This window comes from Bacillus sp. LSHTCR4 (genome assembly GCF_057197025.1).
Map to the genome: position 1 here is coordinate 233,354 of NZ_JBXUNO010000001.1, position 26,201 is coordinate 259,554.

Annotated in this window: 30 protein-coding genes; 15 read left to right on the plus strand and 15 right to left on the minus strand. The window is 36.0% G+C overall.

The window, feature by feature from the left end:
- Positions 1 to 6: 6 nt before the first annotated feature.
- The 4 genes from gerPC to AC2CGR_RS01155 all read right to left on the minus strand — a co-directional run bounded on the left by gerPC (position 7) and on the right by AC2CGR_RS01155 (position 1,408).
- Entirely contained in the window at positions 7 to 621 is a 615-nt protein-coding gene (gene gerPC, locus AC2CGR_RS01140) for a spore germination protein GerPC (RefSeq protein WP_087965531.1), read from the minus strand.
- Positions 622 to 689: 68 nt separating this feature from the next.
- A complete protein-coding gene (gerPB, locus tag AC2CGR_RS01145; RefSeq protein WP_001012508.1) occupies positions 690 to 896 on the minus strand; it encodes a spore germination protein GerPB in 207 nt (68 codons plus the stop codon).
- A gap of 14 nt (positions 897 to 910) precedes the next feature.
- Positions 911 to 1,132: a spore germination protein GerPA gene (gerPA, locus tag AC2CGR_RS01150; protein WP_001111187.1), complete on the minus strand. Its 222-nt coding sequence runs from the start codon at positions 1,130 to 1,132 to the stop codon at positions 911 to 913.
- 96 nt (positions 1,133 to 1,228) lie between these two features.
- Complete coding sequence (locus AC2CGR_RS01155; protein WP_029437819.1) at positions 1,229 to 1,408, minus strand: aspartyl-phosphate phosphatase Spo0E family protein; 180 nt, start codon at positions 1,406 to 1,408, stop codon at positions 1,229 to 1,231.
- A 247-nt stretch (positions 1,409 to 1,655) separates the two neighbouring features.
- Here AC2CGR_RS01155 and AC2CGR_RS01160 point away from each other — a divergent pair, with 247 nt between their 5' ends.
- On the plus strand, positions 1,656 to 2,555 hold the full coding sequence (locus AC2CGR_RS01160; RefSeq protein WP_029437820.1) for a fumarylacetoacetate hydrolase family protein: 900 nt from the start codon (positions 1,656 to 1,658) through the stop codon (positions 2,553 to 2,555).
- Positions 2,556 to 2,590: 35 nt separating this feature from the next.
- On the opposite strand, the gene AC2CGR_RS01165 is transcribed toward AC2CGR_RS01160, so the two are convergent.
- Together AC2CGR_RS01165 and rocD are read right to left on the minus strand one after the other, a co-directional pair.
- Complete coding sequence (locus tag AC2CGR_RS01165) at positions 2,591 to 2,875, minus strand: hypothetical protein (protein ID WP_000925339.1); 285 nt, start codon at positions 2,873 to 2,875, stop codon at positions 2,591 to 2,593.
- A 106-nt stretch (positions 2,876 to 2,981) separates the two neighbouring features.
- Positions 2,982 to 4,172, minus strand: a complete 1,191-nt coding sequence (rocD, locus tag AC2CGR_RS01170) for an ornithine aminotransferase (protein ID WP_131101619.1) — start codon at positions 4,170 to 4,172, stop codon at positions 2,982 to 2,984.
- Between the two features lie 150 nt (positions 4,173 to 4,322).
- Here rocD and AC2CGR_RS01175 point away from each other — a divergent pair, with 150 nt between their 5' ends.
- A complete protein-coding gene (locus AC2CGR_RS01175; protein WP_000233503.1) occupies positions 4,323 to 4,685 on the plus strand; it encodes a YisL family protein in 363 nt (120 codons plus the stop codon).
- 60 nt (positions 4,686 to 4,745) lie between these two features.
- Here the strand turns inward: AC2CGR_RS01175 and AC2CGR_RS01180 are convergent, their stop codons facing one another.
- The gene (locus tag AC2CGR_RS01180) at positions 4,746 to 5,300 is read right to left on the minus strand and encodes a DUF2777 domain-containing protein (RefSeq protein WP_087965529.1); all 555 of its coding nucleotides are present in this window, start codon (positions 5,298 to 5,300) and stop codon (positions 4,746 to 4,748) included.
- Positions 5,301 to 5,539: 239 nt separating this feature from the next.
- On the opposite strand from AC2CGR_RS01180, the gene asnB reads away from it, so the two are divergent.
- From asnB to katB, 3 genes are all read left to right on the plus strand, one after another.
- Positions 5,540 to 7,387: an asparagine synthase (glutamine-hydrolyzing) gene (asnB, locus tag AC2CGR_RS01185; RefSeq protein WP_484480447.1), complete on the plus strand. Its 1,848-nt coding sequence runs from the start codon at positions 5,540 to 5,542 to the stop codon at positions 7,385 to 7,387.
- 340 nt (positions 7,388 to 7,727) lie between these two features.
- Positions 7,728 to 8,687 carry a ferrochelatase gene (hemH, locus tag AC2CGR_RS01190; RefSeq protein ID WP_087965525.1) on the plus strand — a complete coding sequence of 320 codons (960 nt, stop codon included), beginning with the start codon at positions 7,728 to 7,730 and terminating at the stop codon, positions 8,685 to 8,687.
- A 59-nt stretch (positions 8,688 to 8,746) separates the two neighbouring features.
- A complete protein-coding gene (gene katB, locus AC2CGR_RS01195) occupies positions 8,747 to 10,213 on the plus strand; it encodes a catalase KatB (protein WP_001069174.1) in 1,467 nt (488 codons plus the stop codon).
- Positions 10,214 to 10,487: 274 nt separating this feature from the next.
- On the opposite strand, the gene AC2CGR_RS01200 is transcribed toward katB, so the two are convergent.
- Positions 10,488 to 11,711 carry an ammonium transporter gene (locus tag AC2CGR_RS01200; RefSeq protein WP_484480448.1) on the minus strand — a complete coding sequence of 408 codons (1,224 nt, stop codon included), beginning with the start codon at positions 11,709 to 11,711 and terminating at the stop codon, positions 10,488 to 10,490.
- A 213-nt stretch (positions 11,712 to 11,924) separates the two neighbouring features.
- On the opposite strand from AC2CGR_RS01200, the gene AC2CGR_RS01205 reads away from it, so the two are divergent.
- The 3 genes from AC2CGR_RS01205 to AC2CGR_RS01215 all read left to right on the plus strand — a co-directional run bounded on the left by AC2CGR_RS01205 (position 11,925) and on the right by AC2CGR_RS01215 (position 14,692).
- Positions 11,925 to 13,226, plus strand: coding sequence for an alpha-amylase family glycosyl hydrolase (locus AC2CGR_RS01205; RefSeq protein WP_484480449.1), 1,302 nt, complete (start codon positions 11,925 to 11,927; stop codon positions 13,224 to 13,226).
- Between the two features lie 51 nt (positions 13,227 to 13,277).
- Positions 13,278 to 13,505 (plus strand): hypothetical protein, encoded by a 228-nt coding sequence (locus AC2CGR_RS01210; protein ID WP_087965785.1) that lies wholly within the window; start codon positions 13,278 to 13,280, stop codon positions 13,503 to 13,505.
- Between the two features lie 305 nt (positions 13,506 to 13,810).
- On the plus strand, positions 13,811 to 14,692 hold the full coding sequence (locus AC2CGR_RS01215; RefSeq protein WP_087965518.1) for a helix-turn-helix domain-containing protein: 882 nt from the start codon (positions 13,811 to 13,813) through the stop codon (positions 14,690 to 14,692).
- A 753-nt stretch (positions 14,693 to 15,445) separates the two neighbouring features.
- Here AC2CGR_RS01215 and AC2CGR_RS01220 read toward each other — a convergent pair.
- Complete coding sequence (locus AC2CGR_RS01220; protein ID WP_001040152.1) at positions 15,446 to 15,937, minus strand: YajQ family cyclic di-GMP-binding protein; 492 nt, start codon at positions 15,935 to 15,937, stop codon at positions 15,446 to 15,448.
- 238 nt (positions 15,938 to 16,175) lie between these two features.
- On the opposite strand from AC2CGR_RS01220, the gene AC2CGR_RS01225 reads away from it, so the two are divergent.
- Positions 16,176 to 17,030, plus strand: coding sequence for a CvfB family protein (locus AC2CGR_RS01225; protein ID WP_000281268.1), 855 nt, complete (start codon positions 16,176 to 16,178; stop codon positions 17,028 to 17,030).
- Between the two features lie 51 nt (positions 17,031 to 17,081).
- Here the strand turns inward: AC2CGR_RS01225 and prsA are convergent, their stop codons facing one another.
- Together prsA and AC2CGR_RS01235 are read right to left on the minus strand one after the other, a co-directional pair.
- Complete coding sequence (prsA, locus tag AC2CGR_RS01230; RefSeq protein WP_087965516.1) at positions 17,082 to 17,939, minus strand: peptidylprolyl isomerase PrsA; 858 nt, start codon at positions 17,937 to 17,939, stop codon at positions 17,082 to 17,084.
- A 129-nt stretch (positions 17,940 to 18,068) separates the two neighbouring features.
- Positions 18,069 to 18,200 carry a DUF3941 domain-containing protein gene (locus tag AC2CGR_RS01235; RefSeq protein ID WP_001120845.1) on the minus strand — a complete coding sequence of 44 codons (132 nt, stop codon included), beginning with the start codon at positions 18,198 to 18,200 and terminating at the stop codon, positions 18,069 to 18,071.
- A 100-nt stretch (positions 18,201 to 18,300) separates the two neighbouring features.
- Here AC2CGR_RS01235 and AC2CGR_RS01240 point away from each other — a divergent pair, with 100 nt between their 5' ends.
- Positions 18,301 to 19,158 carry a YitT family protein gene (locus tag AC2CGR_RS01240; protein WP_484480450.1) on the plus strand — a complete coding sequence of 286 codons (858 nt, stop codon included), beginning with the start codon at positions 18,301 to 18,303 and terminating at the stop codon, positions 19,156 to 19,158.
- 25 nt (positions 19,159 to 19,183) lie between these two features.
- Here AC2CGR_RS01240 and AC2CGR_RS01245 read toward each other — a convergent pair whose 3' ends face one another.
- The 3 genes from AC2CGR_RS01245 to AC2CGR_RS01255 form a co-directional block, all read right to left on the minus strand.
- Entirely contained in the window at positions 19,184 to 19,381 is a 198-nt protein-coding gene (locus AC2CGR_RS01245; protein ID WP_087965512.1) for a DUF3813 domain-containing protein, read from the minus strand.
- On the minus strand, positions 19,382 to 19,522 hold the full coding sequence (locus AC2CGR_RS01250) for a hypothetical protein (RefSeq protein ID WP_000516816.1): 141 nt from the start codon (positions 19,520 to 19,522) through the stop codon (positions 19,382 to 19,384).
- Between the two features lie 105 nt (positions 19,523 to 19,627).
- Positions 19,628 to 20,437: a Cof-type HAD-IIB family hydrolase gene (locus AC2CGR_RS01255; protein ID WP_001041235.1), complete on the minus strand. Its 810-nt coding sequence runs from the start codon at positions 20,435 to 20,437 to the stop codon at positions 19,628 to 19,630.
- Positions 20,438 to 20,927: 490 nt separating this feature from the next.
- Between AC2CGR_RS01255 and AC2CGR_RS01260 the strand changes: the two genes are divergently transcribed.
- Together AC2CGR_RS01260 and clpB are read left to right on the plus strand one after the other, a co-directional pair.
- Positions 20,928 to 21,107, plus strand: coding sequence for a YjzC family protein (locus AC2CGR_RS01260; RefSeq protein ID WP_000531421.1), 180 nt, complete (start codon positions 20,928 to 20,930; stop codon positions 21,105 to 21,107).
- A gap of 211 nt (positions 21,108 to 21,318) precedes the next feature.
- Positions 21,319 to 23,919 carry an ATP-dependent chaperone ClpB gene (gene clpB / locus AC2CGR_RS01265; RefSeq protein ID WP_087965510.1) on the plus strand — a complete coding sequence of 867 codons (2,601 nt, stop codon included), beginning with the start codon at positions 21,319 to 21,321 and terminating at the stop codon, positions 23,917 to 23,919.
- A 37-nt stretch (positions 23,920 to 23,956) separates the two neighbouring features.
- Here the strand turns inward: clpB and AC2CGR_RS01270 are convergent, their stop codons facing one another.
- The gene (locus AC2CGR_RS01270) at positions 23,957 to 24,139 is read right to left on the minus strand and encodes a YjzD family protein (RefSeq protein WP_001211116.1); all 183 of its coding nucleotides are present in this window, start codon (positions 24,137 to 24,139) and stop codon (positions 23,957 to 23,959) included.
- A 156-nt stretch (positions 24,140 to 24,295) separates the two neighbouring features.
- Here AC2CGR_RS01270 and AC2CGR_RS01275 point away from each other — a divergent pair, with 156 nt between their 5' ends.
- Genes AC2CGR_RS01275 through AC2CGR_RS01285 form a run of 3 tightly spaced genes read left to right on the plus strand, consistent with a single transcriptional unit; the run spans position 24,296 to position 26,162 of the window.
- The gene (locus tag AC2CGR_RS01275) at positions 24,296 to 25,030 is read left to right on the plus strand and encodes a lipase family protein (protein ID WP_000028705.1); all 735 of its coding nucleotides are present in this window, start codon (positions 24,296 to 24,298) and stop codon (positions 25,028 to 25,030) included.
- 29 nt (positions 25,031 to 25,059) lie between these two features.
- Positions 25,060 to 25,932: an NAD-dependent epimerase/dehydratase family protein gene (locus tag AC2CGR_RS01280; RefSeq protein ID WP_131101622.1), complete on the plus strand. Its 873-nt coding sequence runs from the start codon at positions 25,060 to 25,062 to the stop codon at positions 25,930 to 25,932.
- Positions 25,933 to 25,985: 53 nt separating this feature from the next.
- Positions 25,986 to 26,162 carry a ComZ family protein gene (locus AC2CGR_RS01285; RefSeq protein ID WP_087965781.1) on the plus strand — a complete coding sequence of 59 codons (177 nt, stop codon included), beginning with the start codon at positions 25,986 to 25,988 and terminating at the stop codon, positions 26,160 to 26,162.
- Positions 26,163 to 26,201: the final 39 nt, after the last annotated feature.

Here is a 26,201-nt window from a genome sequence, read left to right on the forward strand (position 1 = left end):
ACATACTTACTCCTTTCGGAAATTGCCCGGTATGTGTTGAATAAAAGATAGAAAGGCTTTGTCGATATCATGTTTCATTGCCTGGATAATGATATCTCGTAAATAATCTGGATCTGTTGAAATCCCTTCATGTGATTGTGCTTGTGATAAGTAATAAGGAAGTCTATGCTCCATCTGTTTTTTTATGTCATCCACCATCATTTGTCGATACATTTCATCGAGCGGCGTTCTCTCTTCTTGTTCAAAATGGAGAATTCGATTATATGCTTCTTCATCTAAGTAACGATGCATTTCCTGAAGGATGCCTTGGTAAAAATCTGGATTTGTGTCAGTTTCAGGATTGACCTTCAAAGTTTCTGTATCAACTTGAAAATCTTCAATTTGCTGTCCTTTTGCTGAAAATGGGTTTAAACCAATATTTAAAGTGCCATTTAAATTTTCTACTTTTAATTGATCGAATTTGTATTCCACTTTTCCTACAGAAGAGGAGGGGCGATTTTTTAATTCGTTAAGCTCTTCTTGGAGTTGGCGCACTTGATCTTCTAAATTCAGGATGGCTGCTTGTTGTGTTTGAAGAGCTTGTTGAAGTTGGTGTAAGTAAGTATATATATCTTGATTCATTTTGTGAAACCTCCTTTTCAATAGGGAGGGGAAATATATTCCTGCTATATATTTATGACAAGGATGTCTTAAGAAGAACTAGTTGATGGTTTGATAGAAATAATTTGTCCTTTCGCCTGTAATGGGCGAAGGGGCTCTGTAAATCCGCCAGTATTTGAGAATTTAGATAGAGCTTTAATACTTCCAGCAGTACCAATTTGGAATACAGAAGAGGTTGTAATGCTATCAATTTTAATGCTGTTAATGATGATACTTTGGTTTACGTAGAAATTCAATACAATCGCCTCCTCTAAGTTGAACCAATTATCGCTTGATCAATGACATCTGAATCATTAACAGTCGTTGCGCTTTGATAATTGTAGACAGAAACGTTATCTCCAACATTAAAAGAGCCGGCCCCGGCGAAAGCGCGTGAATAACTAATAGGCCTAATCGCAAATACATCTCCAATATGAAAAATACCACTTGATCCAATATTGACGATACGAATATGTCCGACCATAGCTGGCATACAAAACACCTTTCGTTTTTAAAATTTTCTTTTCTACTATTGTATGGGCGTTTTCAATAAAATGTGTGTTTTTTTGAAATAAAAGAAACACACACGTTATTGCGTGTGTGTTTCGAGTGTTTGATTAGGGTGAAAATCCGTATGTACATGCCAAATTGCATTTAAGAGCCTGTCCAGTTCTTGGCTACAATCCACTGTTTTTTGAGAAGTCATTCCGTAGCGTTCAGCAAAATAAATCATTTTTTCACGTTTTTTTTCAATCGCTTGCTCAAACATTGAAATCGGCTCCATCTCTAAATGAAATTTTTAGTATATATGTAGTACATATTATACAAAAACCCCATAAAAAAGAAATACCTTCGCTAAAAAAAGTAAAATTTCTACATTTTATGCCAAATAATAAAGGAGTAACGAATAGGATATGGGAAGAATATTGTAAAAATTAGCGTGTATGAGAAGGTTTTTTTCTTACGGATGCGAATACAATTAAAGGGTATGAGTTTTAGGATGGAGAGTGGAAATATTGCGTTTGGTAACGGCGAAAAAAGATGAAAAGGTATTTGTAGGTATTGTGGATGAAGAAGAAGAAAAGGTATTACACTTAAGAGAAGCGCAAAGGCAAAAGGGAGAAAAAGTTACTATCCCTATTACAATGTTAGAGTGCATTGAAAGAGGGGCTGAATGCTTTGAGAAAGTATGTGAAATTGTAAATTGGGCAAAAGAGCATGGGGAAACGGCGTATTATCCATTAAATGAGGTGAAAATATTAGCACCAATTCCAAGGCCAAGGAAGAATATTCTTTGCGTTGGAAAAAATTATCGTGAGCATGCGATGGAAATGGGCGGCGTAGAGTCAATTCCAGAAAATATAATGATCTTTACGAAAGCACCAACGACAGTTATTGGAATGGATGAAAAAATTAATAGTCATCCCCACGCAACAAATGAACTAGACTACGAAGGAGAACTGGCTATCGTCATTGGTAAGCGAGGGAAACAAATAAAAAAAGAAAAAGCGCTTGAGCATGTTTTTGGTTATACCATTATAAATGATATAACTGCTCGCGACATTCAAAGGAAGCATAAACAATTTTTCCTTGGAAAAAGTTTCGATACATTTTGTCCGATGGGACCGTATTTAATTCATAAATCGATGGTTAGTGCGCCAAATGCGTTACACATTGAAACGGTAGTAAATGGGGAAGTAAGACAAACTTCAAATACAAATAAAATGATTTTTTCAATAGAAGAAATCATTTCAACGATAAGTAAAGGAATGACATTAGAACCAGGAGATATTATCGCAACAGGAACCCCGGCTGGTGTTGGAAAAGGTTTCACACCACCGAAGTTTTTGCATGCGGGTGATGAAGTGGTCATTACAGTAGAAGGAATTGGCACTTTGCGAAATGTGGTGAAGTGAAGAAAAGAGCTATCTTATTAATAGATAGCTCTTTTTTATGGCCATGGGTTATTGAAAAAATCTAAAATAGCAACAATATATAATCCGATGAGTATTAATGTACAAATCCCGATTAGTATAACGGCAAGAGAACTTCTTTCACGGCCAAACCCGATAGCTGTAAGGAAAACGGAAGCCCAAAATGAGATTTTAAGTAGCATGAATGTATGAGGTGTTGAGTAGTGACGGAGTAATGTTGTATATAATAAGAATCCGATGAATGTAATGGAAATGAGAATAGTAGCTAAATAGTTAATATGTTTGCCATATTTCAAAAGCATATAACTACCTCCTTCGTAAAATAAACAGAATATTGAAATTTATTTTACGATAAACTACTAAAAAAAGAAAGAGGCTGTCCTAACATGTAGGACAGCCTCTCTATTATTACGATAATACCGCTTTAATTTTTTGGAATGCCCACTCTAAATCTTCTTCAGAGATTACTAGAGGTGGTGCGATACGAATTACATTTTCATGTGTTTCTTTACATAATAGACCCGCTGCTTTTAGTTGTTCACAGTAAGGACGAGCTGGCTCGTTTAATTCGATACCGATGAATAAACCTTTACCACGAACTTCAGTAATCATTGGGTTATCAATTTCTTTTAATTGTCTAACTAATTTTTCACCTAATTGAAGAGAACGCTCTGTTAATTTTTCTTCTTCTAACACTTCAAGAGCTGCGATAGAAACAGCACATGCAAGTGGATTACCACCGAATGTAGAACCATGAGAACCTGGCTCGAATACGCCCAAAATGTCGCGGTTTGCTGCAACGCAAGAGATTGGGAATACGCCGCCGCCAAGTGCTTTACCAAGTATGTACATGTCAGGAGTTACACCGTCCCAGTCACAAGCAAATACTTTACCAGTACGGCCTAAGCCAGTTTGGATTTCATCTGCTACGAATAAAACGTTTTCTTTTTTACATACTTCAAGAGCTTCTTTTAAGTAACCAGCTGGTGGGATGTTAATTCCTGCTTCACCTTGGATTGGCTCTAAAATGAATGCAGCTGTGTTTGGTGTAATTGCAGCTTTTAACGCTTCTAAATCACCGTAAGGAATTACGATAATGCCAGGAAGCATTGGACCGAATCCACGCTTGTACTCTTCGTTTGAAGACATAGAAACAGCACCCATCGTACGGCCGTGGAAGTTATCTTCACAAACGATAATTTCAGCACGGTTTGCTTCTACTTTCTTCACGTCATAAGCCCAGCGGCGAGCTGTTTTAATTGCAGTTTCAACAGCTTCTGCACCTGTATTCATTGGAAGTACCATTTCTTTATTAGTTAGTTTCGCAACTTTTTCGTACCAAGGACCTAATTGATCGCTATGGAAAGCACGAGAAGTTAACGTAACACGATTAGCTTGGTCAATTAAAGCGTTAATAATTTTTGGGTGACGATGACCTTGGTTTACTGCAGAATATGCACTTAATAAGTCCATATAGCGATTTCCTTCAGGATCTTCTACCCAAACGCCTTCTGCTTTAGAAATAACGATTGGAAGTGGGTGATAGTTATTTGCTCCGTATGTGTCTGTAAGTTCGATAATATCCTTAGTTTGAATCATGATTGTTCCCCCTTTTGTTATTACAAGAAGTTTGTAAATACTCTAAATATTATAGCATTTAAATGTAAAAAAGCGAAACATTTCCTGAAAATAAATGAACATGTTATCATATAGAGTGAAAAAGTGTGAAAAGAGGAGGTAAGGGATACGATGGTACATATGCATATTACAGCATGGGCGTTAGGTTTAATTTTATTCTTCGTTGCGTATTCACTTTATTCAGCAGGAAGAAAAGGGAAAGGCGTACATATGGGGCTTCGTCTTATGTACATTATCATTATTGTGACGGGCGTTTGGTTATACCTAGATCAAACTATAGTCGATAAGAGCTATCACATGTGGTACGGTCTAAAAATGCTAGCTGGTATTTTAGTTATCGCTGGAATGGAAATGGTTCTTGTGAAAATGAGCAAAAACAAGGCAACGGGGGCATTCTGGGGATTATTTATTATCGCGCTTGTAGCGGTATTTTATCTAGGACTGAAATTACCGATTGGTTGGCAAGTATTCTAATAAAGAAAATAAAACCACCTTATAATCTCAAATATTTGGGAAATAAGGTGGTTTTTTATTTTATGTTGCATCGATATGCAACTCTTCTCCGTTTACTTTCGTAAAACGAAACGTATTTTTATTTGACGTAGCGTGACGGACGAAATGGTGCTGCAGTGTACAAATCATCTCTTCGTTATCAAACAAAAGAATATTTACTCCTTCACATGCTTCCTCTTTCGGTAAAAAGGATAAATAATTATGACAATACATGCAATCATATAAAGAGTAATGAAGTGATTGCAATGCCTCTGTTAATAAGGCAAAGACAGAGTCAGGTAATTCCTCAAGCCATTCTGTATAGCTAAGGAGTAATTTTTTACGAATACGTATCATTTCCCCATTTTGCAAATGGTGCTGTTCGTTGGCGATTTGTAATATATCTTGTTCGTAGAAACGAGCCGGTAGCCAGTTGTTGTTATATAAAATCTCGAATCCATCTTCGGCAATATCTTCTAATAAAAATGCTTCTTCATTTTCATCATCAAAGAATACCCATTCATTGTTTATACATTCTACATTACCGACCGTATGAGCACGAGGCTGGTTATACAAAATATGTTTACGTTGTATCATACACGATTTCTCCTTTTTGAAAAGTAGTTATTCCTGTTATAGACAGTTCGTGCATTCTTTATAACTAGACACATCTACACATAGGTGGGCATACAATAAAACACGTTTTACTGAGTGAAAATGCTATTCCATATGTGGATAGTAGGTTATCGTCAAGTTTTTCATTTTTAAATCCGCACCTCTTAGGGTGGGGATTACTGCACGTTCAAGAAAAGAAATAAGATGGAAGGATGATTTATATGTGCGGGATTACAGGATGGGTGGATTATAAACGCTCGTTAGAAGGAGAACGGGACGTCGTTACGAAGATGGCTGAGACGTTAGCGAAGCGTGGCCCAGATGATAATAAAGTTTGGATTAAAGGCAATGTCGCATTTGGGCATAAACGGTTAATCGTTGTTGATCCTGAGGGTGGTAAACAGCCGATGACTTGTTTAAAAGATGAAACGAATTATGCAATTTGCTATAACGGCGAACTGTATAACACGGAAGATATTCGAAAGGAACTATTAAGAAGAGGATATACGTTCAAAGGTCATTCTGATACGGAAGTACTATTAGCATCATATATGGAATGGAAAGAACAATGTGTCGATCATTTAAACGGTATATATGCGTTTGCTGTATGGGATGAACAGAAAGAACAAGTGTTTATTGCGCGTGATCGATTAGGTGTAAAGCCGCTATTTTATAAATATGACAGTGGGCGATTACTATTTGGATCAGAGTTAAAAGCGATATTGGCGCATCCAGATGTGAAGGCGGAAGTGACGTTAGAAGGATTATCTGAAATATTCGGACTTGGACCATCTAGAACGCCTGGTCACGGTATTTATGCTGGTATAAAAGAATTACGTCCAGGTCATGCGATGACATTTTCAAAGAACGGTTTATGCATATGGAGATATTGGAATGTGGAAAGTAAAAAGCATGAAGATTCTTTTGAAGAAACAGTAGAGAAAACACGCTTTTTATTACAAGATGCGATTACAAGGCAGCTCGTTTCTGATGTACCACTGTGTACTTTTCTATCAGGTGGTGTAGACTCGAGCGCGATTACAGCAATTGCTGCGAAAGAATACGAAAGATCAGGAAAAGGGCAATTACACACATATTCGATTGATTACGAAGATAATGACAAATACTTTAAAGCAAATGCGTTTCAGCCAAATTCAGATGCACCATTTATTCATTTGATGACTGAAACGTTTCAAACAATCCATCATCGCTGCGTCATTTCAAATGAACAATTAGCGCAGTATTTAACAGAAGCAGTGCTCGTTCGCGATTTACCTGGTATGGCAGATATTGATTCGTCATTATTATGGTTTTGTCGTGAGATTAAACAAGATTTTGTCGTCGGTCTATCTGGGGAATGTGCAGATGAAATATTTGGTGGTTATCCGTGGTTTTATAGAGAGGATGATTTACAATCGAGTGCATTTCCGTGGATGCGCTCTACAGAAGCACGTGAACAACTGCTAAAGAAAGAATGGAGAAATAAATTAAACTTACAACAATATGTACAGCAGCGCTATGAAGAGTCCATTCAAGAAGTTCCTATTTTAGAGGGAGAAAGCCCAATTGAAGCAAAGAGACGCCAATTATTTTATTTAAATATGGTATGGTTTATGACAACATTATTAGACAGAAAAGATCGTATGAGTATGGGTGCAAGCTTAGAAGTACGCGTTCCATTTGCGGATCACCGACTTGTCGAATATGCTTGGAATATTCCTTGGGAAATGAAAATGTATAAAAATCGCGAAAAAGGTCTATTACGTAAAGCGTTAGAAGGATTACTTCCGAATGACATCTTATATAGAAAGAAGAGCCCGTATCCGAAAACGCATAATCCGCACTATACGAAAGCAGTAACAGTATGGCTACAAGATTTATTAACGGATAAAGGCTCAATTTTACACGAACTATTTGATAAAGAACAGCTGAGCGGATTAATTGAGTCAGGCGGCAGTGCATTTCAAACACCGTGGTTTGGTCAATTAATGACTGGTCCTCAGCTTTTAGCTCATTTAGCGCAAATTCATGTTTGGTTTAAAGAATATGGGGTAAATATTAAAGAATAGGAGAAAAGCGACTTACTTTATATGTAAGTCGCTTTTTATTAAATGAATTGTCAAATAAAATTCAAAATCATATTAGAAAAAATACTTATTTAGAATAATTATTTTGACGTACTTATTATTAGTTGTTATAATTGGAAACAAATGTTCTTGAAAAAGATTCTCATTTATCCCGCTTTAATGGGCAGTAAGACCCCTACCTCAAAATGCAGCGAAAGAAAAGAATTTAGGTGGGGGATCAACTGCCCATAAAAGTCCGATTGGTTCAACGAATAATCAGTGGGGGATGAAGAACCTCCCCACTGATTAAAGTTTCACTTTATAAAATTGAGGTGTTATATAGATGGCAAAGAAAAAAATAGGTTTACTCGTAATGGCATATGGAACGCCAGAATCATTAGATGATGTAGAAGCGTACTATACACATATTCGCCACGGGCGTAAACCTTCCGAAGAAGCACTCCAAGACTTAATCGGACGCTATAAAGCGATTGGCGGAATTTCACCACTTGCAAAAATTACGAAAGAGCAAGCGCATAAATTAACAGATTCAATGAATAATATGTTTACAGAGTATGAATTTAATTGTTACTTAGGATTAAAACATATAGCTCCATTTATAGAAGATGCAGTTGAAGAGATGAAGCGTGATGGGATTGAGCAAGCGATTAGTATTGTATTAGCGCCGCATTATTCTACATTTAGCATTAAAGCATATAATGACCGTGCTATTCGTCTTTCTGAAGAAATTGGTGGTCCTGTTATTGAACCAATTGAACAATGGTACGATGAACCGAAATTTATTTCGTATTGGGCAAATCAAATAAAAGAAATGTTTACAAAGATTGAAGATAAAGAGAAAGCAGTTGTAATTTTTTCAGCACATAGTTTACCAGAGAAAATTATTGCAGCGGGTGACCCTTATGTGGAGCAATTGCAGCGTACAGCGGATTTAATCGCAGCAGCTGCAAACATTCAAAATTATACAATAGGTTGGCAAAGTGCCGGAAATACACCGGATCCATGGATTGGGCCGGATGTGCAAGATTTAACGAGAGATTTATTTGAAGAGCATAGATATAAATCTTTCATATATTGCCCAGTTGGCTTTGTGGCAGAGCATTTAGAAGTTTTATATGACAATGATTACGAGTGTAAAGTTGTAACGGATGAAATAAATGTAGCTTATTTTAGACCAAATATGCCGAATGCACAATCTACATTTATTGATTGTTTAGCTACAATTGTTTCCAAAAAAATGAAAGAAGTAGTTGACAAAGATTTAATTTTGAATAATAATTAGTTTATAATAATTTTAAATAAATAATAATTACTATGAAAGAAAGAGGAGGATCCCCCTAGATGAATCCAAATAATCGCTTAACAACAAACCAAGGTGCTCCGGTTGGAGACAACCAAAATTCTCGTACAGCTGGTCGCCGTGGACCGGTATTATTAGAAGACTATCATTTAGTAGAAAAATTGGCTCACTTTGATCGTGAACGTATTCCAGAGCGTGTTGTGCACGCACGTGGTGCAGGTGCTCATGGTGTATTCGTTACGAAAAATAGCATGAAGCAATATACGAAAGCAGCATTTTTACAAAATGAAGGAACTGAAACGCCTGTATTTGTTCGTTTTTCAACGGTTATTCATGGTCAAGGTTCTCCGGAAACAGCTCGTGATCCACGTGGGTTCGCTGTTAAATTTTATACAGAAGAAGGAAACTATGATATCGTAGGTAATCATTTACCAGTCTTCTTCATTCGTGATGCAATTAAATTCCCTGATATGGTGCATTCTTTAAAACCAGCACCTGATACAAATATTCAAACACCAGATCGTTACTGGGATTTCATGACGTTAAGTCCAGAATCTACACATATGATGACATGGGTATTTTCTGATTACGGTACACCAGCAAGCTATCGTGAAATGGAAGGGTTCGGTGTACATTCATTTAAATGGATTAATGCAGAAGGTAAAATTGTCTACATTAAATATCACTGGAAACCACAGCAAGGTGTACGTAACCTAAGTGCAAAAGAAGTGCAAGAAGTACAAGGAAAAGACTTCAACCATGCAACTCGTGACTTATTCGATGCAATCGAAAAAGGGAATTATCCAAAGTGGGATTTACACGTACAAGTGATGCAACTAGAAGAAACGGATTCTTTAGATTTCGATCCGCTAGATCCAACGAAAGTTTGGCCAGAAGATCGTTTCCCATTAATGGAAGTAGGGACAATGACGTTAAATCGTAACCCGAAAAACTTCTTTGCGGAAGTAGAACAAGTGGCGTTCTCTCCAAGTGCAACTGTAAATGGTATTGAACCATCTGAAGATAAATTATTACAAGGTCGTTTATTTTCTTATCCAGATACACAGCGTTATCGCCTTGGTGCAAATTACTTACAAATTCCTGTCAACTGCCCATATGCAGCTGTCCATAACCAACAACGTGATGGTGCGATGCAAATCAATCAAAACCCATCTACAATCAACTACGAACCGAGCCGTCATGCTGAAAATCCAGTTGAAGACCCAGCTTACCGCGATTCAACTATGAAAGTAGAAGGTTATGTATCTCGTGAGAAAATTGACAAACCAAATGACTTCAAACAAGCAGGTGAGCGTTACCGTTCATTCTCTAAAGAAGAGCAAGATAACTTAATTGCAAACTTAACAAATGACTTAAAAGACGTAAATGAACGCACGAAATTACTAGCTGTTTGTAACTTCTTCCGTGCAGATCAAGAGTACGGTATGCGTTTAGCACAATCGCTAAATGTTGATATTACGCAATATGTAGGAAATGCTCCGAAATAAATAGGAAAAGACGACTGTTATGAAACGGTCGTCTTTTTTGTTTATGTAAAGTTACACGCGGGTATTCTTCAGTTTCATTATGTCGGAATTTGTTGGTAAATCGATATCCTGTGTCGAAACGTCGATATATTGAAATAATCGCTGATATATTTGAAAAATCGTCGATATATCCGAAGAATCGCTGATATATTTATGTTAATACCGCTCGGGGTATGATATCGGCAGTGTGATAAAAAGAGATGCAATCTACTATCAATAGATTGCATCTCTTTTTTTAGTTCACTCGCTCAGTATACTCATAAGCTTTCTCCCCATGCATTGAAATATCAAGTCCCATATGTTCCTCTACCCGGACAGGGAGGAAGAAGTTAATTGCTTTAATAATCGCGTACGTCATGATAATTGTGAATGCATATGTTGCGCCGATTGCTACAAGTTGTTTCAACAGTAACGCGGCGTTTCCGTAAAATAATCCGTTAGCACCATCGCTGTTTACGGCAGTAGTTGCAAATAGTCCTGTCGCAATACCGCCCCAAGTTCCGCCGATGCCGTGACATCCGAATGCATCGAGTGTATCGTCGTATCCGAATTTTGTTTTTAAGAAAAAGACCGCTCCGAAGCATAATACGCCGCCGATTGCTCCGATAAGAAGAGCCGAGAAAGGTGTAACGAACCCGCAAGCTGGCGTAATAGCGACTAGACCGGAAACGGCACCACAAGCAGCTCCCATCGCAGTCGGTTTTGATTGGAAGAACCATTCTGAAAGCATCCAAGTTAATGCAGAGGCAGCGGCGGCTATATTTGTATTAATAAATGCAGTTAAAGCTACATCATTTAAAGATAAGGCGCTTCCGACGTTAAAACCGAACCAGCCGAACCACAGTAAACCAGCGCCTAACATCGTAAATGGTAAATGATGAGGAGAAGTACCGCTTATGTTTTTTCGTTTTCCAAGGAAAATAGCTAATACAAGGCCAGCCACGCCGGATGTAATATGAACGACATTACCACCAGCGAAGTCTAACGCACCAAGTTCTCTTAGCCATCCGCCAACGCCCCATACCCAATGAGCGACAGGATTGTAAACGATTGTTGTCCATAGAAGGATGAAAATAAGGAAAGCTGAAAATCGCATTCTTTCGGCAAATGCTCCTGAAATTAAAGCGGGAGTTAAAATAGCGAACATGAGTTGAAACATCATAAATAAATTGTGAGGAATGGTAGATGAGTAGTCTGAATTTGGTGCGTAGGTAACTCCGTTTAAACCGAACCAATCGAGTGTGCCGATAAGTCCGTGCCAATCTGGTCCGAATGATAAAGAATAACCAATTACAATCCATTGAATCGAAACGATAGCCATTGCGCTATAACTATGCATTGTTGTACTGAGTACGTTTTTACTGCGAACCATACCTCCATAAAAAAGTGCTAATCCTGGTGTCATTAACATGACCATTACTGTCGCTACAAACATAAAAACCGTATCTCCCGTATTCATTCTCTCTCCTCCTATAATGTTAGAAAAATTAACATCAATTTGTTATGTTTCATATCATATTCGAAATGAAATGAAAAATCAACTAAAAATTCAGAAAACTTTATGTATCATGTTAGAAAATCTAACATGTAGTATTTTAAGAAGAGTGAAATCAACGTATGCGATTCGTTTGGATAATTGGTATAATATTCTTATAATTAAAAAACATGGGGGATGCGTGTGGGGAAAATACATACTAGGAAATTATTCATTTGTTTTTGTTTAGCTGTTGTTTTGTTTGTACCAATACATACATTTGCAGACGAAAAAAGAGAGTGGCGAGACGAAGTTATATATTCCATTATGATTGATCGTTTTAATAATGGGGAACCAAAAAATGACAAACAGTTAGAAGTTGGCAATTTAGAAGGGTATCAGGGCGGAGATATAAGAGGCATTATAAAAAGACTAGATTACATAAAAGAAATGGGATTTACCACTGTTATGCTTTCGCCGCTTTTTGAAAGTGTAAAATACGATGGATTAGACGTGCGCAATTTTCAGCAGGTAAATGAACATTTCGGAACAGAAAATGATGTGAAAGAACTTGTGCAAGAAGCTCATGCAAAAGGAATGAAAGTTGTATTTCAATTTCCACTTGGAGAAAACGAACAACAAGTAATCGATTCGATGAAATGGTGGATCAAAGAAGTTGATTTAGATGCAAGTTATGTAATACATAGTGAAAAAAAGTCGCCTGCTTTTTGGGATGATGTGCAAAAAGATATGCAAGTGATAAAGAAAGATTTTCGGGTTATGGCAAAAGAAGATAGTGAATACAACGAAAAAATAGTAGAATCGTTTTCCAAAGCGGACGTATCGGTAAAATCTTTATATGATGTGAGTAAAAAAGACGAGGAATTCGTTACATTTTTAGATAATCAAGATACAAAAAGATTTGCTCGTATTGCAAAGGAGAATATGAATTATCCGCCATCTCGTTTGAAACTAGCTCTTACATATGTATTAACATCACCGGGTATTCCAAATTTTTATTACGGAACTGAAATTGCATTAGATGGAGGGGATACGCCAGATAATAGACGATTAATGGATTTCAAATCAGATGAAAAGTTTATGCAGCACATAACGAAACTCGGTGAGCTTAGACAAACGAGACCATCTTTACGACGCGGTGCATTTGAACTCTTATACGATAAAAATGGAATGAGTGTACTAAAACGAAAGTATAAAGATGAAGTCACATTAGTAGCGATTAATAATACGAAAGAAACGCAAAAAGTTGCTTTACCTGCAAGTGCGATTGGTGAAAAACAAGAGTTAAGAGGATTGTTAGAAGATGAAATTATAAGAGAAGAAAACGGAAAATTTTATCTCGTTTTAAAGCGTGAAGAATCAAATGTGTATAAAGTTAATGGAGAAACAGGTGTGAATTGGTTATTTATCTCTTTAATCGTCGGTGTGAACGTATTGTTTATTGTTTTTTTAGTTGCGGTTAAAAAGAGACGGAAATAAGGGAACATTCTCTTGTGTGTTCAATTAAAAGTGCGTGATGAGGTGAGATGTTTGAGGGGAAAGAAGTTGTTCGCTATATGTTTGAGTCTTCTTATCGTATTCGTACTTCTGTGTTTTTGGGACAATCGTGATGAGGGGGAATTTGTTCGGTGGGGTGATAGTGTTCATTCTGTTGATACGGAAGTGCTGAAGAGAAACGATATAAAATACAAAATCGAAAATGATAAAGTATACATTCCTGAAAAATCATTTGATAAAGCAATATGGTGTTGCTCTTAATAAATGCGAAAACACCTCTAATGAGAAGGGTTCCTGGGCTATGGAGGAGACTTTCTTCCTAGCCTGTTTTTGTGTCAACGTCGATAAAAAGAGAAGAAGAGATTTCTCATGAGGGAGGTAACTGTTTGTTTTAACTTTATTCTACTATTTGTGTGAATTAAGAATCTCACCTCGAAATTTTGCTGCACAAATAAGTGAAAAAAACTTTAGAACAAAGCAATAATTGCAACTATACTAATTTTACATTACATTAAAAGATGAAAAATAATTTTATACTCATTAAGGGTTATATTTGAGGAGCGAAAATGGAATTTTACGATTTGGGTATTACCATTAAAGAACTTAGAATTAAAAAAAATATATCACAATCCGAATTGTGTCATGGAATATGTTCACAAAGTCAAATTAGCAAAATAGAAAAAGGTATGATTTTTCCATCTAGTATATTGTTATATCAATTATCTGAGAGACTTGGTATTGATCCGAATAATATATTTGCACTAACTCAAAACAAAAGATTGAAATATGTAGAAAATGTAAAATGTGTAATAAGAGATTGCATAAAGCAAAAACAATATAAAGAACTTTATGAAATAGTAAAGAAAGAGAAAGATGAAAATGCTTTCCAGACAAAAGAAGATAAACAATTTCTATTATGGCATGAAGCAATTGCTATATTTATGGTGAATAGATCAACAAAAAAGGCTTTACATCTTTTGAATCATGCATTAAAACTAACTTTAACCAATACTGATTTTCTATCAGAAAGAGAAATAGATATGATGCAGACAATGTCTATATTTTATGCGGAAAACAAAGAATATGAAAAAAGTATTAATATATTAAGAAAATGTTTAACTAATTTTGATAAGTTAGATTTTCCTAGAGATAGAGAAATTAAATTAAAAATTATTTTTAATTTAGCGAACTGTTTAGGGCATGTATATCAACATGAGGAGGCGGTAAAATACCTTGATAAGGGCATCAAATTGGCTATTAATCTAAGCACTTTATACTTACTCGGTGAACTATACTATTTAAAGGGTTGGAATTTATTAAGGTTGAAACAACATAATGAAGAAGATGCTGCTAATAACATGAAAAAAGCATTATTTATATTTGAAATAACAGAAAAAGAACATTATATAAAAATGATTAAAGAAAAATATTTGAAAAAACATCCATAAGTTCTGCGGAATTACTTATATATAGCAAAACCCACAGGAAAAATTCCTGTAGGTTTTACATTATACTTATAAACATCTTATTATTTTTTATAAACTTAGTTCTGAAACAGTATCGTTTAATGTAAATTTTTGAATGAAAAATTATTTAATGTACTTTTTATTTTGAAGTCTGCATCTTTATTAACAGCTCATGCTTCTTTTCACTTCCATCCAAATATTATTAAAGTTACGTTGGTTCAAGTCAGCGGAAGGTGCCTTGAGGTGTCTTTTTTTAATGATTTTTATCATCAACTATGTAATGTTTTTTTTTGTTATTACATAACGTAGGTTTTTTGTACCAAGCTTTGTGGATACATTTAGACTTATCAATTGGTGTAGTTATATTATTAGAGCATCCTGCAATATTTAGACAGAATGTAGTTAATAAAAACCATAGTATTAATTTCTTCAAATAACCACTTCTAACTCTTTTTAATTAACATTTTTTCATAAAATCCATTCCTTACTTATTTTACATTACATGAAAGGGTGGAAAATATTCTTATAATCATAATTTGTTACATTTGAGTGGGGAGGGCGGTTCTTACGACGATTTTCAAAAGGGACTACTCAATTCATGTATAAAAATAATTTCACGTGTAAAAGTAAATTCTACAATCATCCAATCTTTATTCTAGTTATTCGGTTACCTGTAAGCTTAGACCCCTACCGCTAAAAAGAAAAACATCCTCTGCACAGAGGATGTTTTTCTTTTTAGCGGTAGTTAATAAATTGTACGTCAATCGGTAAATCAGCGCTGCGAACTGCTGCGATAACTGCTTGTAAGTCATCACGGCTTTTTGCTGTAACACGTACTTGATCATCTTGTACTTGTGTTTTTACTTTTAATTTCATTTCTTTAATGATGTTGTTAATTTTTTTCGCGTTATCTTTATCGATACCTTGTTGAAGTGTTGCGCGTTGGCGAACAGTGTTACCAGCTGCCGCTTCAACTTTGCTGTAATCTAAGTTCTTAATTGGAACGTTACGTTTTACAAGTTTAGAAATAAGAACGTCTTTTACTTGCTCTAATTTGAACTCGTCGTCAGAAGTTAAAACAAGTACTTCTTTTTCAAGTTTAATATCACTTTTACTTCCTTTAAAGTCATATCGGTTTTGGATTTCCTTTAATGCGATATTAATTGCGTTTGTTACTTCAGGTAATTCTACTTTCGAAACGATGTCAAAAGAACTATCTTTTGCCATAGTTAGCACCTCCAAATATATTTCTAATCTTTTTATGTACTGTACATACTAAAGTATAGCTGAAAACGAGCTTAGACTTAAGTGTTTTCATACTTAAAATGATGTAACCTCATTTTATTATAGTGAATTTTGGGCAGTTGGACAAATAAAGGAAAAATCGTGTTATAATTAACTTTTGTTTGGAATGATAAAAAGATAAAAAAGTTAATTTTATATATATAGAAGGGAATTAAAAAATATGTATTTACAAATAGGATCGATTGAACAGGTAACTGTTTTACGCGAAACGGAAATCGGATATATGGTTGGAAATGAAGAAGAAGAAATTTTTCTACATAAAAATGAAGTAGCTGGAGAAATTGAAGAAGGCGATACGATTGATGTATTCTTATACCTTGATCACCAAAATCGTATTTCGGCAACAATGAAGGAGCCAATTATTACAACATATGATTGGAACTGGGTAAAGGTTGTAGAAGTTATTCCTAGTCTAGGTGTGTTTGTTGATATTGGTGTATCAAAAGATATACTAATTCCTGCTGATGAATTCCCAATTTATATGCCAGTATGGCCAGAAGTTGGAGACGAATTATATTGTACGTTAAAATTAACGAATCGTGATCGTTTAATTGCTCTTCCAGCAAGGGATAGTGATATGCAAGAAATCGTTGTAGAGGCGACGCCATCTATGCGTAATAAAAACGTAAATGGACGTGTGTATCGTTCACTTCAAGTTGGTTCATTCGTATTAACAGATGAGCATTTCCGTGCATTTTTACATCATACAGAAAGAAAAGAACAAGTTCGCATCGGTCAGCGCGTAACGGGACGAATTATTGATGTAAAAGATGACGGTACAATTAACATTTCACTTCTTCCTCGTAAAGAAGAAGGAATGGAAGATGATGCTGCAGTGATTTATGCATATATGGAAGAACGAGGCGGAGCAATGCCGTTTTGGGATAAGAGCCACCCAGAAGACATTAAAGAACGTTTCAATATGAGTAAAGCTGCATTTAAGCGTGCACTTGGTAAGTTGATGAAAGAAGAAAAGGTTTATCAAGAAGAAGGTTGGACTTACTTTAAGAAGTAAAGGAAATAAAAAGCACCACCTTATATTTGTAAAATATAAGGTGGTGCTTTTTTAATTTTCTTGTTCACGCGCAAGAGTAAACGTATCCTCCAACTCACTATCGTTTATTTTAATATTTGCCTTTTTTAATTCCTTTTGCAGTAATTTGTGACTGAATGTAGGATCGGCAATACGTTCTGCTTCTAAGTTTTTGCGGATGGAATCTTTCACTTCATTGTAAGGTTGTAAGTCTTTTTTACCAGTTAGTTTAATAATGTGATAACCATTTGGTGATTGGACAGGATCACTAATTTGACCAATTTTTAGTTTGTAGGCAGCAGTTTCAAATTCAGGTGTCATTGCACCTGAATGGAAGTATCCGAGGTCTCCGCCTTTCTCTTTTGATAGTAGGTCTTGCGATTCTTGTTTTGCTAGTTCTTCAAATGAAGCACCAGCATCTAATTTTTTCTTTATTTCTTTCGCTTCATTTTCGTCACTTACTAAAATGTGGCTCGCTTTAATTTCTGGTTTGTAGTGGTCTTTCACGTCTTTTTCTGTAACACTTTTTTTAATTGCTTCATTCATAGCAAGTTTGAACTTAATTTGATTTTTGAAATCCTCTTCATCTTTTAAACGATTGTTTTCTAGTACTTTTTTGAATTGATCTCCATATTGTTTTTTTACTTTTTCTACTTCTTTATTTACCTCTTCATCAGGTACTTTATATTTTTTCGTGATAACGTCTTGTGCCATCATTTCGTATAGCATGTCTTTTCCGTAACGATCTTTCAATTGTTTTTCGAAGTCGTCCTTCGTAACAGTCGAGTCTGTTGCTGTGGCGACTGTAGCTGATCCGTTTTTTTGTCCGCAAGCAGCTAGCATTAATATACTTATTAGTGCAGTAATAATGAAAATGTGTTTCCCTCTCATGCTAACACCTCATCCGAATATGTTATCGCTATTGTAGAATATAGAAGTGAACATGAAGTGAATTTTTAATGTTTTTTCCTGTAAAATGTAAAAAAAGTACATCAACAATATTGTTGATGTACGATGGGATCAAAGGTGATCGGTCTTTTTGGAATAAGCACGCTTACCTTGTTCTATATTCTTTTGTTCTTGCTCATTTTTTTGTGCGCGCTTTGCATTGTTATCGCGTGCTTTTTTGTCGTTATCACTCGTATGTGGCATATGTATCAACTCCATTTCTAAACGTTGTACGTTTATCATTTCCTTTTTCGTAAAGACTATGTATAGCAGTGCATTCATGAATAATAAGGGTGGATTAGAAATGGATTTGAAGTTGAATTATACCGAACTTATAAAGAAGTTAATCGTTGTAATCATCGCAGGTTTGTTAAACGCGATTGGAATGAATTTATTTTTAACACCAGCGAAAGTGTACGCAAGTGGCTTTGCTGGATTGTCTCAATTGCTATCACAAATATTAGGTGATTTTTTATCTATTCACATATCAACTGGGGTATTGTTTAGCTTATTTAATGTTCCTGTCGTTATTTTAGCATGGAAAAAGGTTGGAAAGGCTTTTACTTTCTTTAGTTTTCTTTGCGTTATATTTATGACTTTGTTTTTAGAAATTATCCCAGTTAGAGCGGTTTCAAACGACATCATATTAAATGCGATTTTTGGCGGGATTATTTCAGCGATTGGAGTAGGAATTGCGTTGAAGTGGGGGGCTTCTACAGGTGGTTTAGATATTATCGCCATGATTTTATCAAAGATTAAAGACAAGCCTGTCGGTACGTATTTTTTCTTCTTCAACGCACTGATTATTATCGCCGCTGGCTATGTGTATGGATGGGAAAAAGCATTATATACTTTGGTGACTTTGTATGTGTCAACGCGAATCATCGATGCGATTCATACGCGTCATGTAAAGATTACGGCATTAATCGTTACGAAGAATGGGGCGGATGTACGAAAGGCGATTCACTCACGTTTAGTGAGGGGGATTACAACTGTACCGGCAACTGGTGCTTATACGAATGAAAATAAGGAAATGTTAATGATTGTTATTACTCGTTACGAATTGTATGAATTAGAGCGGGTTATTAAACAAGTGGACCCAGGTGCATTTACAAACGTCCTGCAAACGGTTGGGGTATTTGGATTGTTTCGAAAAGATTAAAGAGGACCAAAGTTGGCCCTCTTTTTTAATGTAAATTCGTAATAGTTTGCAATTGCTCTTGCATTTCGCGTAGCTGAGCTTTTTCAGCTGTTGAAGAGTTTGCGTAAGCAGATTGCAAAGCGTTTTTTGCTCTATATACGAGATCTTGCTGCTCGGCGCCGCTTGAACAAGATACGGCATTTGCAACAGCATCTCTAGCTTGTTGGAATAGTAAGTTCCCCATTTAGACCCCTCCAAAAGAAGAGTTGCTTCTCGCTTTTTCTGCCTCAGCTAATGTACCACGGTACGGGAATCTTGCATCATGCTTCATAACAGCATCGGCTCCTTGTTGGATAAAACGTTTTGATTTGTTCTTTTTACCCATTCGAAAAACCCCCTTTATTTAGCTGAAAACAATCGACGCGCTGACTTGTGCGTCTAATCATAGTATGAGCGTTTGGCGAGAAACTATAAGTAGGGAATTTTTAGATTACAACCCAAGAACCTCTTCTAAATATAGTGCAATACCATCTTCTTCGTTCGTTAATGTCGTATGGTTTGCGAGTGATTTTAATTCAGGGATGGCATTTCCCATTGCGATGCCGTGACCAGCAAATTCAATCATTTCAAAGTCGTTATCTTCATCACCGAAAGCGATAATTCGCTCTTGTGGAATGTTGTAATGACTAGAAATTTTTTGCAGTCCAACAGCCTTATTTAATCCGCTTTTTACAATTTCAATAATCGGCCAAGGTGCGCCCCATTTTCTATGGTCGATTACTTCAGCATGCATATCAGTTAAATGTTGACGAATTGCACTGGAATGCTCGTCATGTGCATCAATTAATAAGCAAGTTGGATGATCGTTTAAAATATTTAATAAGTCTCCAGTAAAAATGTTTGGAGAACCGAATTCGAAAATATGTTTTTTATCTTCATCAATTTCACGAACATACACATCGTCCATTACTTCAGCGTATATATTTTTCACGCCAAAATCAAAGCAAGCTCGGACAATTTCTTGGGCTGTTGCTAGCTCAAGAGGAGAGTGATGTGTTCCCCACTTTGAATCAAGAGGGTGATGTACGTAAGCGCCATTAAAGTTTACGATTGGTGTATTCAGACCAAGTTCTTTATAGTAATCATAACTAGCGCGGAATGGACGTCCTGTTGAAATAACGACAATATGTCCTTGTTCCTTTGCTTTTGCAATTGTATGTTTCGTTCGAGTGGAAATTATTTTGTTGTCTGTTAATAATGTACCGTCTAAGTCTAATGCGATTAAATGTTGTTTGTTCATAATTTCACCTCTTATAATATTTTTTGTTTTTATCTGTATTCCGTTTTTAATATGCAGAAATAAGAGGTTAGACTGGATGAGACCACCAAAGATGGAAAGTTCACTATATATCCATCTTACGTCGCAAAGTGCTGCGGTGTCTACTATTTCTCGTTGGAAATTAAGAAAAGTCAACATCTTTTTAGAAAGTTCAAACAATGTTTCTTTCATTATGGACAAATTGTGAAAAGGGTTACATTGCTCGTATGATGAGGCTTATAATGAACATGTAATCTTCTCGTATATGTTTGACTCTCCTTTGAAACTGGCCTATAGTAGGTTGGTTTCTTTTTTTTCTACAAATAGGAAAGAAATCCCTGCTTTAAGCTTGTGTCATTCATGTATATGTACAAGAACGAAATGTAGTACCTGTTTCCTAAACATGACAGAAAAGCTTTCTTTTAAAATGGATATACTAATGAGGCAAAGACGTCATGGAAGGAGAATGGAAATGGGACAAAATCGCAGGTTTCGTTCTGGACAAAAAGCGCCGAATGATGGCATTTACGTAGAAATTGGTGAAACGGGAAGTATGGTAAAAGACCCGCAAATGGTGAAACTAACTGCTGGTGAAAAGTTTCCAGATAACACAAATCATAACCGCCAGTGGACATATAAAAGAAAACCGTAACAGAAGCCGCAATCATTATTGCGGCTTTTTTGTCGTTACACATTTTAATTTCATTTACCGTATATTTTTCAGTTGTATCATGCATGCTCCTTTTTTCTTTTTCAAATAATAAGTTTGAAAATACATAAGCAAAATTATTGTATAAAAAAGTCAGTTGGCGTATAATCAAATCAAAGGTCAAAGAAAGTCAAACATTTGGAGGACTGTAAAGATGGACTTAAATCAAATGACAACAAAAACACAAGAGGCGATTATGAGTGCCCAATCTTTAGCGGTATCTCATCATCATCAAGAAGTAGATACTGTTCATCTCTTGTTTACATTATTAGAAGAGCAAGATGGGTTAGCAGTACGTATTTTTCAAAAAATGAATGTCGATATAGAAGCGTTAAAACAAGGTGCCGAAAATTTAATTAAGAAAAAGCCTTCCGTAACGGGAAGCGGTGCAGAAGCAGGTAAATTATATATAACAGGTGCTTTGCAACAACTACTTGTAAGAGCAGAAAAAGAAGCAGAGAAATTGCAAGATGATTACATTTCAGTTGAACATGTATTACTTGCTTTTACTGAAGAAAAAGGCGATATAAACCAATTATTTACAAGATTTCATATTACGAAAGATAACTTACTACAGTCTTTAATGACAGTTCGGGGGAATCAAAGAGTGACTAGTCAAAATCCAGAAGCAACTTATGAAGCGTTAGAAAAATATGGTCGTGATTTAGTGGCGGAAGTAAGAGCGGGGAAAATTGACCCTGTTATCGGACGCGATAGTGAAATTCGCCGCGTAATCCGCATTCTTTCACGTAAAACAAAAAACAACCCGGTTTTAATCGGGGAGCCAGGTGTAGGTAAAACAGCAATTGTTGAAGGATTAGCACAGCGTATTGTGAAAAAGGACGTACCAGAAGGATTAAAAGATAGAACAATTTTTGCGTTAGATATGAGTGCGCTTGTAGCCGGTGCGAAATTCCGCGGTGAGTTTGAGGAGCGTCTCCAAGCTGTATTAAATGAAATTAAAAAGAGTGAAGGTCGTATTTTACTATTCATTGATGAACTTCACACAATCGTCGGCGCTGGTAAAACAGAAGGTGCGATGGATGCAGGAAATATGTTAAAACCGATGCTTGCGCGTGGTGAACTGCATTGTATCGGGGCGACAACACTAGATGAATATCGCAAATATATTGAGAAAGATCCAGCGCTAGAAAGACGTTTCCAACAAGTATTAGCAGAAGAACCAACTGTTGAAGATACAATTTCTATTTTACGTGGTTTAAAAGAGCGCTTTGAAATTTATCACGGTGTAAATATTCATGACCGCGCGATTGTAGCAGCATCAGTTTTATCAGATCGATATATTTCGGATCGTTTCTTACCGGATAAAGCAATTGATCTTGTTGACGAAGCGTGCGCAACAATTCGTACAGAAATTGATTCTATGCCAACAGAATTAGATGAAGTAACGCGCCGCATTATGCAGCTGGAAATTGAAGAAGCAGCTCTTGGAAAAGAGAAAGACTTTGGTAGCCAAGAACGTCTAAAAACATTGCAACGTGAATTATCGGATTTAAAAGAAGTGGCAAGTGGTATGAGAGCCAAATGGGAGAAAGAAAAAGAAGATATTCACAAAGTTCGTGACTTACGTGAACATTTAGAGCGTCTGCGCCGTGAATTAGAAGAAGCAGAAGGTAATTACGACTTAAATAGAGCAGCGGAACTTCGCCACGGAAAAATTCCTGCAATTGAAAAAGAGTTAAAAGAAGCAGAAGAAATGGGTGCGAATAATAAACAAGAAAATCGTTTATTACGTGAGGAAGTAAGTGAAGAAGAGATTGCTGATATTGTTTCACGCTGGACTGGTATTCCTGTCGCAAAACTCGTTGAAGGTGAACGTGAGAAATTATTACGCTTAGAGCAAATTTTATCAGAGCGTGTTATCGGACAAGAAGAAGCGGTAAGCCTAGTATCAGACGCAGTTCTTCGTGCTCGTGCTGGTATTAAAGACCCGAACCGTCCAATTGGTTCCTTCATTTTCTTAGGACCAACAGGTGTTGGTAAAACAGAACTTGCAAAAACGTTAGCGCAGTCTTTATTTGATAGTGAAGAGCAAATGATTCGTATTGATATGTCTGAGTACATGGAGAAACACGCTGTGTCACGCTTAATTGGTGCACCTCCTGGATATGTTGGATATGAAGAGGGTGGTCAATTAACAGAAGCAGTAAGACGTAAACCGTATTCCGTTATTTTGTTAGACGAAATCGAAAAAGCACATCCAGAAGTATTCAACATTTTATTACAAATGTTAGATGACGGACGCATTACAGATTCGCAAGGACGTACAGTAGACTTTAAAAACACAGTTATTATTATGACGTCAAATATTGGATCTGCTCATTTATTAGATGGATTAGAAGAAGATGGCTCCATTAAAGAGGAATCAAGAGAACTTGTCATGGGGCAATTAAGAGGACATTTCCGACCAGAGTTTTTAAATCGTGTCGACGAAATTATTTTATTCAAACCTCTTACAACGAATGAAATTAAAGGTATTGTTGATAAAATTGTAAAAGAATTACAAGGCCGTTTAGCTGACCGTCATATTACGGTAGAATTAACAGACGCAGCGAAAGAGTTTGTTGTCGAAGCTGGCTTTGATCCAATGTACGGAGCTCGTCCGTTAAAACGATATGTACAGCGTCAAGTTGAGACGAAATTAGCGAGAGAATTAATTGCAGGAACGATCACTGACAATAGTCATGTAGTGGTTGATGTAGAAAATAACGAATTAGTTGTGCATGTGAAGTAAAATAAAAAAGAGTTCGGATAAAATCCGGACTCTTTTTTTAGTGTTGTTCTACTGGCTCGTTTGGAATTGCAGCTGAAATTGCTAGTACTAATACCGCAAGAACAACTGAGAAAATAGACGCTTGGTTAAAATCGTATGTACCGCCAGTCATAGAGCCGATTACGTAGCTCATCATATGTACAAGCAAGAACGACCAAATTAATGCCCAAATGAAACGCATATTTTACACCTCTATTCGTTCAATCTGTCCTTATTGTAACACAATTGAAAAAAGAATATAGAAAAATATTTGTAGATTTTTCAACGCAAATTTGCATTCCGTTCATACATTATAAAAGAGTACTTTTATACGTTTAGAAAATAAGGCGGGGGAAAAATGAGTATTACGGAACGTTTTTTTTACTTAGAAAAAGAACCATGTGTCATTTATTTACCGGAGAAGCCAAATGGATTTTCTGTCATGCTTCTTGGTGATTACAACTACTTTATTGAGAATGGTACAAGTTTATGGACACAGCATGCGGGTAGATCTTATTTTTTACATGGCCTTATTGAGGAAGGCTATACGGTCTTTTCTTCTAATTTATACGGAAGACATTGGGGAAACGATCAATCTGTTCGTCTAGCAAAACGCCTATATGACGTTGTTTTGAGAAAAGAGACATTGAATGCGAAAATGCACATTATGGCAGATGGTATGGGGGCACTTGTAGCACTTGAAATGATGAATAAATACCCTGAATGTATACGCTCTGTCATTATGCTGAATCCTTGTTTAGATTTACCAGAATATGTCGAGTTTGAGAAAGAGCATAAGTTTTTTTACAAGAGACTCGTGAAGGAATTATGTTTAGCGTATGATTCCAAAGAAGAAGAATTAGAATCCAAAATAAATAAGAAATCATTTACGCTTCTTCCGTCTTGTGTACCTGTTAAAGTTTTCGTATCAACACAAGAAAAAAGAGGAAGAAAACAGTTGTTACGTAAATATGAGAAAATGAGGCAATTCAATCAATGTGATACTTCTGTCTTATTCCATCTGCAAGATGTGAAATATAAAATGGTTAGGCAAACGACTGATTTCTTTAAAAAATATGAAGAAGAATTGTGAAGCTCCCATATACATAAATGAGGAGCTATTTGTTTCAAGGAGAAAGGGTTGGTGGTATGGAACGCGTGCTAATTATAGGTGCACTTACGTTTGTAGGTTATCACCTTGTGAATAAAATGATTGCAGAAGAAGTAGAAGTATATGGTCTTGATTTTGATGAATTCGATAGTATGACAAAAATTAATGAAGAGAAGTTATTGTTAATTGGGCGAAATGCGTTATTTACGTATTATTCGATAAGAGATGAAGATGGATGGAGATCCGTAGAGGAAGAAAAATTTGATGCCGTTTACTTTTGTCTGTATGAGCCTAACCAACAAAATGGCTTTCGAAATGAAAGAGTTATATTACAGTATTTAAAGCGAATTATAAGACTGTGTGAAGAACATAAAGTGAAGTTAAATCTAATTTCTTCTATTGAAGTAGGAAACGTAGATGAGTCCGAAAATAAACGTCTATTTGCGAAAGTGGAAGAAGGATTGAAAAAAGGAGAGGTACAATATAGTGTATTTCGAGTTCCCACATTATATGGGCCATGGCAACCATCTTTTATGATGTATCATCAGCTCATTTTATCAGAACTGGGTGAGAAAGAGTGCCATTATACGAGTGAGGAAAACGCCAGTGATCTACTGTACGTTGAAGATGTATGTGAATACTTATGGGAAAATGGAAGGAACGAGGAGCATCTCGGTATATATAATTTACTTAGTGGTAAAAAATCATTATGGAAAAAAGGTATGAACCTTTTACGTGCAGAGGATAAAGTGAAGAAAGAGAATGTGGAAGAAAGAGATGGAACTGTAGAGGTTATTTCGATAAAAAGAAATACTCCGTTAGAATACGGTTTAAATAAACAATTGGCACATATGAAAAAATATAAAGAGTTATACGAAGGATAGCGAGCGTGTTACACTATGTATGTGAAAGTTTTAATGGAGAGGAAGAACATAATATGAATGAGAAAAGCATGCAATTTTTACAAATCGCAATGAAGCATTTACCAGAAGCAAAGGCCATTTTAGATGATAATGGAATTGCGCTTGACATGGAGAAAGCTCAGCCAGTATTAGAGTTATTGATGAAAGTTATGAGCGAAGCATATGAGCTTGGAAAAGCAGATCAAGAATAAAAAGCACAAAAAGCATCTTTTTAAGATGGAAGAGAGGCC

Coding starts and splice junctions, on each gene's coding strand:
- AC2CGR_RS01235 (WP_001120845.1), bottom strand. CDS start 18,200: ATGCCACATACGAGTGATAACGACAAAAAAGCACGCGATAACAATGCA.
- prsA (WP_087965516.1), bottom strand. CDS start 17,939: ATGAGAGGGAAACACATTTTCATTATTACTGCACTAATAAGTATATTA.
- AC2CGR_RS01200 (WP_484480448.1), bottom strand. CDS start 11,711: ATGAATACGGGAGATACGGTTTTTATGTTTGTAGCGACAGTAATGGTC.
- AC2CGR_RS01180 (WP_087965529.1), bottom strand. CDS start 5,300: ATGATACAACGTAAACATATTTTGTATAACCAGCCTCGTGCTCATACG.
- AC2CGR_RS01250 (WP_000516816.1), bottom strand. CDS start 19,522: ATGGGTAAAAAGAACAAATCAAAACGTTTTATCCAACAAGGAGCCGAT.
- hemH (WP_087965525.1), top strand. CDS start 7,728: ATGGCAAAGAAAAAAATAGGTTTACTCGTAATGGCATATGGAACGCCA.
- AC2CGR_RS01275 (WP_000028705.1), top strand. CDS start 24,296: ATGAGTATTACGGAACGTTTTTTTTACTTAGAAAAAGAACCATGTGTC.
- AC2CGR_RS01155 (WP_029437819.1), bottom strand. CDS start 1,408: ATGTTTGAGCAAGCGATTGAAAAAAAACGTGAAAAAATGATTTATTTT.
- gerPC (WP_087965531.1), bottom strand. CDS start 621: ATGAATCAAGATATATATACTTACTTACACCAACTTCAACAAGCTCTT.
- AC2CGR_RS01165 (WP_000925339.1), bottom strand. CDS start 2,875: ATGCTTTTGAAATATGGCAAACATATTAACTATTTAGCTACTATTCTC.
- AC2CGR_RS01270 (WP_001211116.1), bottom strand. CDS start 24,139: ATGCGTTTCATTTGGGCATTAATTTGGTCGTTCTTGCTTGTACATATG.
- AC2CGR_RS01255 (WP_001041235.1), bottom strand. CDS start 20,437: ATGAACAAACAACATTTAATCGCATTAGACTTAGACGGTACATTATTA.
- AC2CGR_RS01285 (WP_087965781.1), top strand. CDS start 25,986: ATGAATGAGAAAAGCATGCAATTTTTACAAATCGCAATGAAGCATTTA.
- AC2CGR_RS01175 (WP_000233503.1), top strand. CDS start 4,323: ATGGTACATATGCATATTACAGCATGGGCGTTAGGTTTAATTTTATTC.
- AC2CGR_RS01215 (WP_087965518.1), top strand. CDS start 13,811: ATGGAATTTTACGATTTGGGTATTACCATTAAAGAACTTAGAATTAAA.
- gerPA (WP_001111187.1), bottom strand. CDS start 1,132: ATGCCAGCTATGGTCGGACATATTCGTATCGTCAATATTGGATCAAGT.
- katB (WP_001069174.1), top strand. CDS start 8,747: ATGAATCCAAATAATCGCTTAACAACAAACCAAGGTGCTCCGGTTGGA.
- clpB (WP_087965510.1), top strand. CDS start 21,319: ATGGACTTAAATCAAATGACAACAAAAACACAAGAGGCGATTATGAGT.
- AC2CGR_RS01245 (WP_087965512.1), bottom strand. CDS start 19,381: ATGGGGAACTTACTATTCCAACAAGCTAGAGATGCTGTTGCAAATGCC.
- AC2CGR_RS01205 (WP_484480449.1), top strand. CDS start 11,925: ATGCGTGTGGGGAAAATACATACTAGGAAATTATTCATTTGTTTTTGT.
- rocD (WP_131101619.1), bottom strand. CDS start 4,172: ATGATTCAAACTAAGGATATTATCGAACTTACAGACACATACGGAGCA.
- AC2CGR_RS01225 (WP_000281268.1), top strand. CDS start 16,176: ATGTATTTACAAATAGGATCGATTGAACAGGTAACTGTTTTACGCGAA.
- AC2CGR_RS01240 (WP_484480450.1), top strand. CDS start 18,301: ATGGATTTGAAGTTGAATTATACCGAACTTATAAAGAAGTTAATCGTT.
- AC2CGR_RS01260 (WP_000531421.1), top strand. CDS start 20,928: ATGGGACAAAATCGCAGGTTTCGTTCTGGACAAAAAGCGCCGAATGAT.
- AC2CGR_RS01220 (WP_001040152.1), bottom strand. CDS start 15,937: ATGGCAAAAGATAGTTCTTTTGACATCGTTTCGAAAGTAGAATTACCT.
- asnB (WP_484480447.1), top strand. CDS start 5,540: ATGTGCGGGATTACAGGATGGGTGGATTATAAACGCTCGTTAGAAGGA.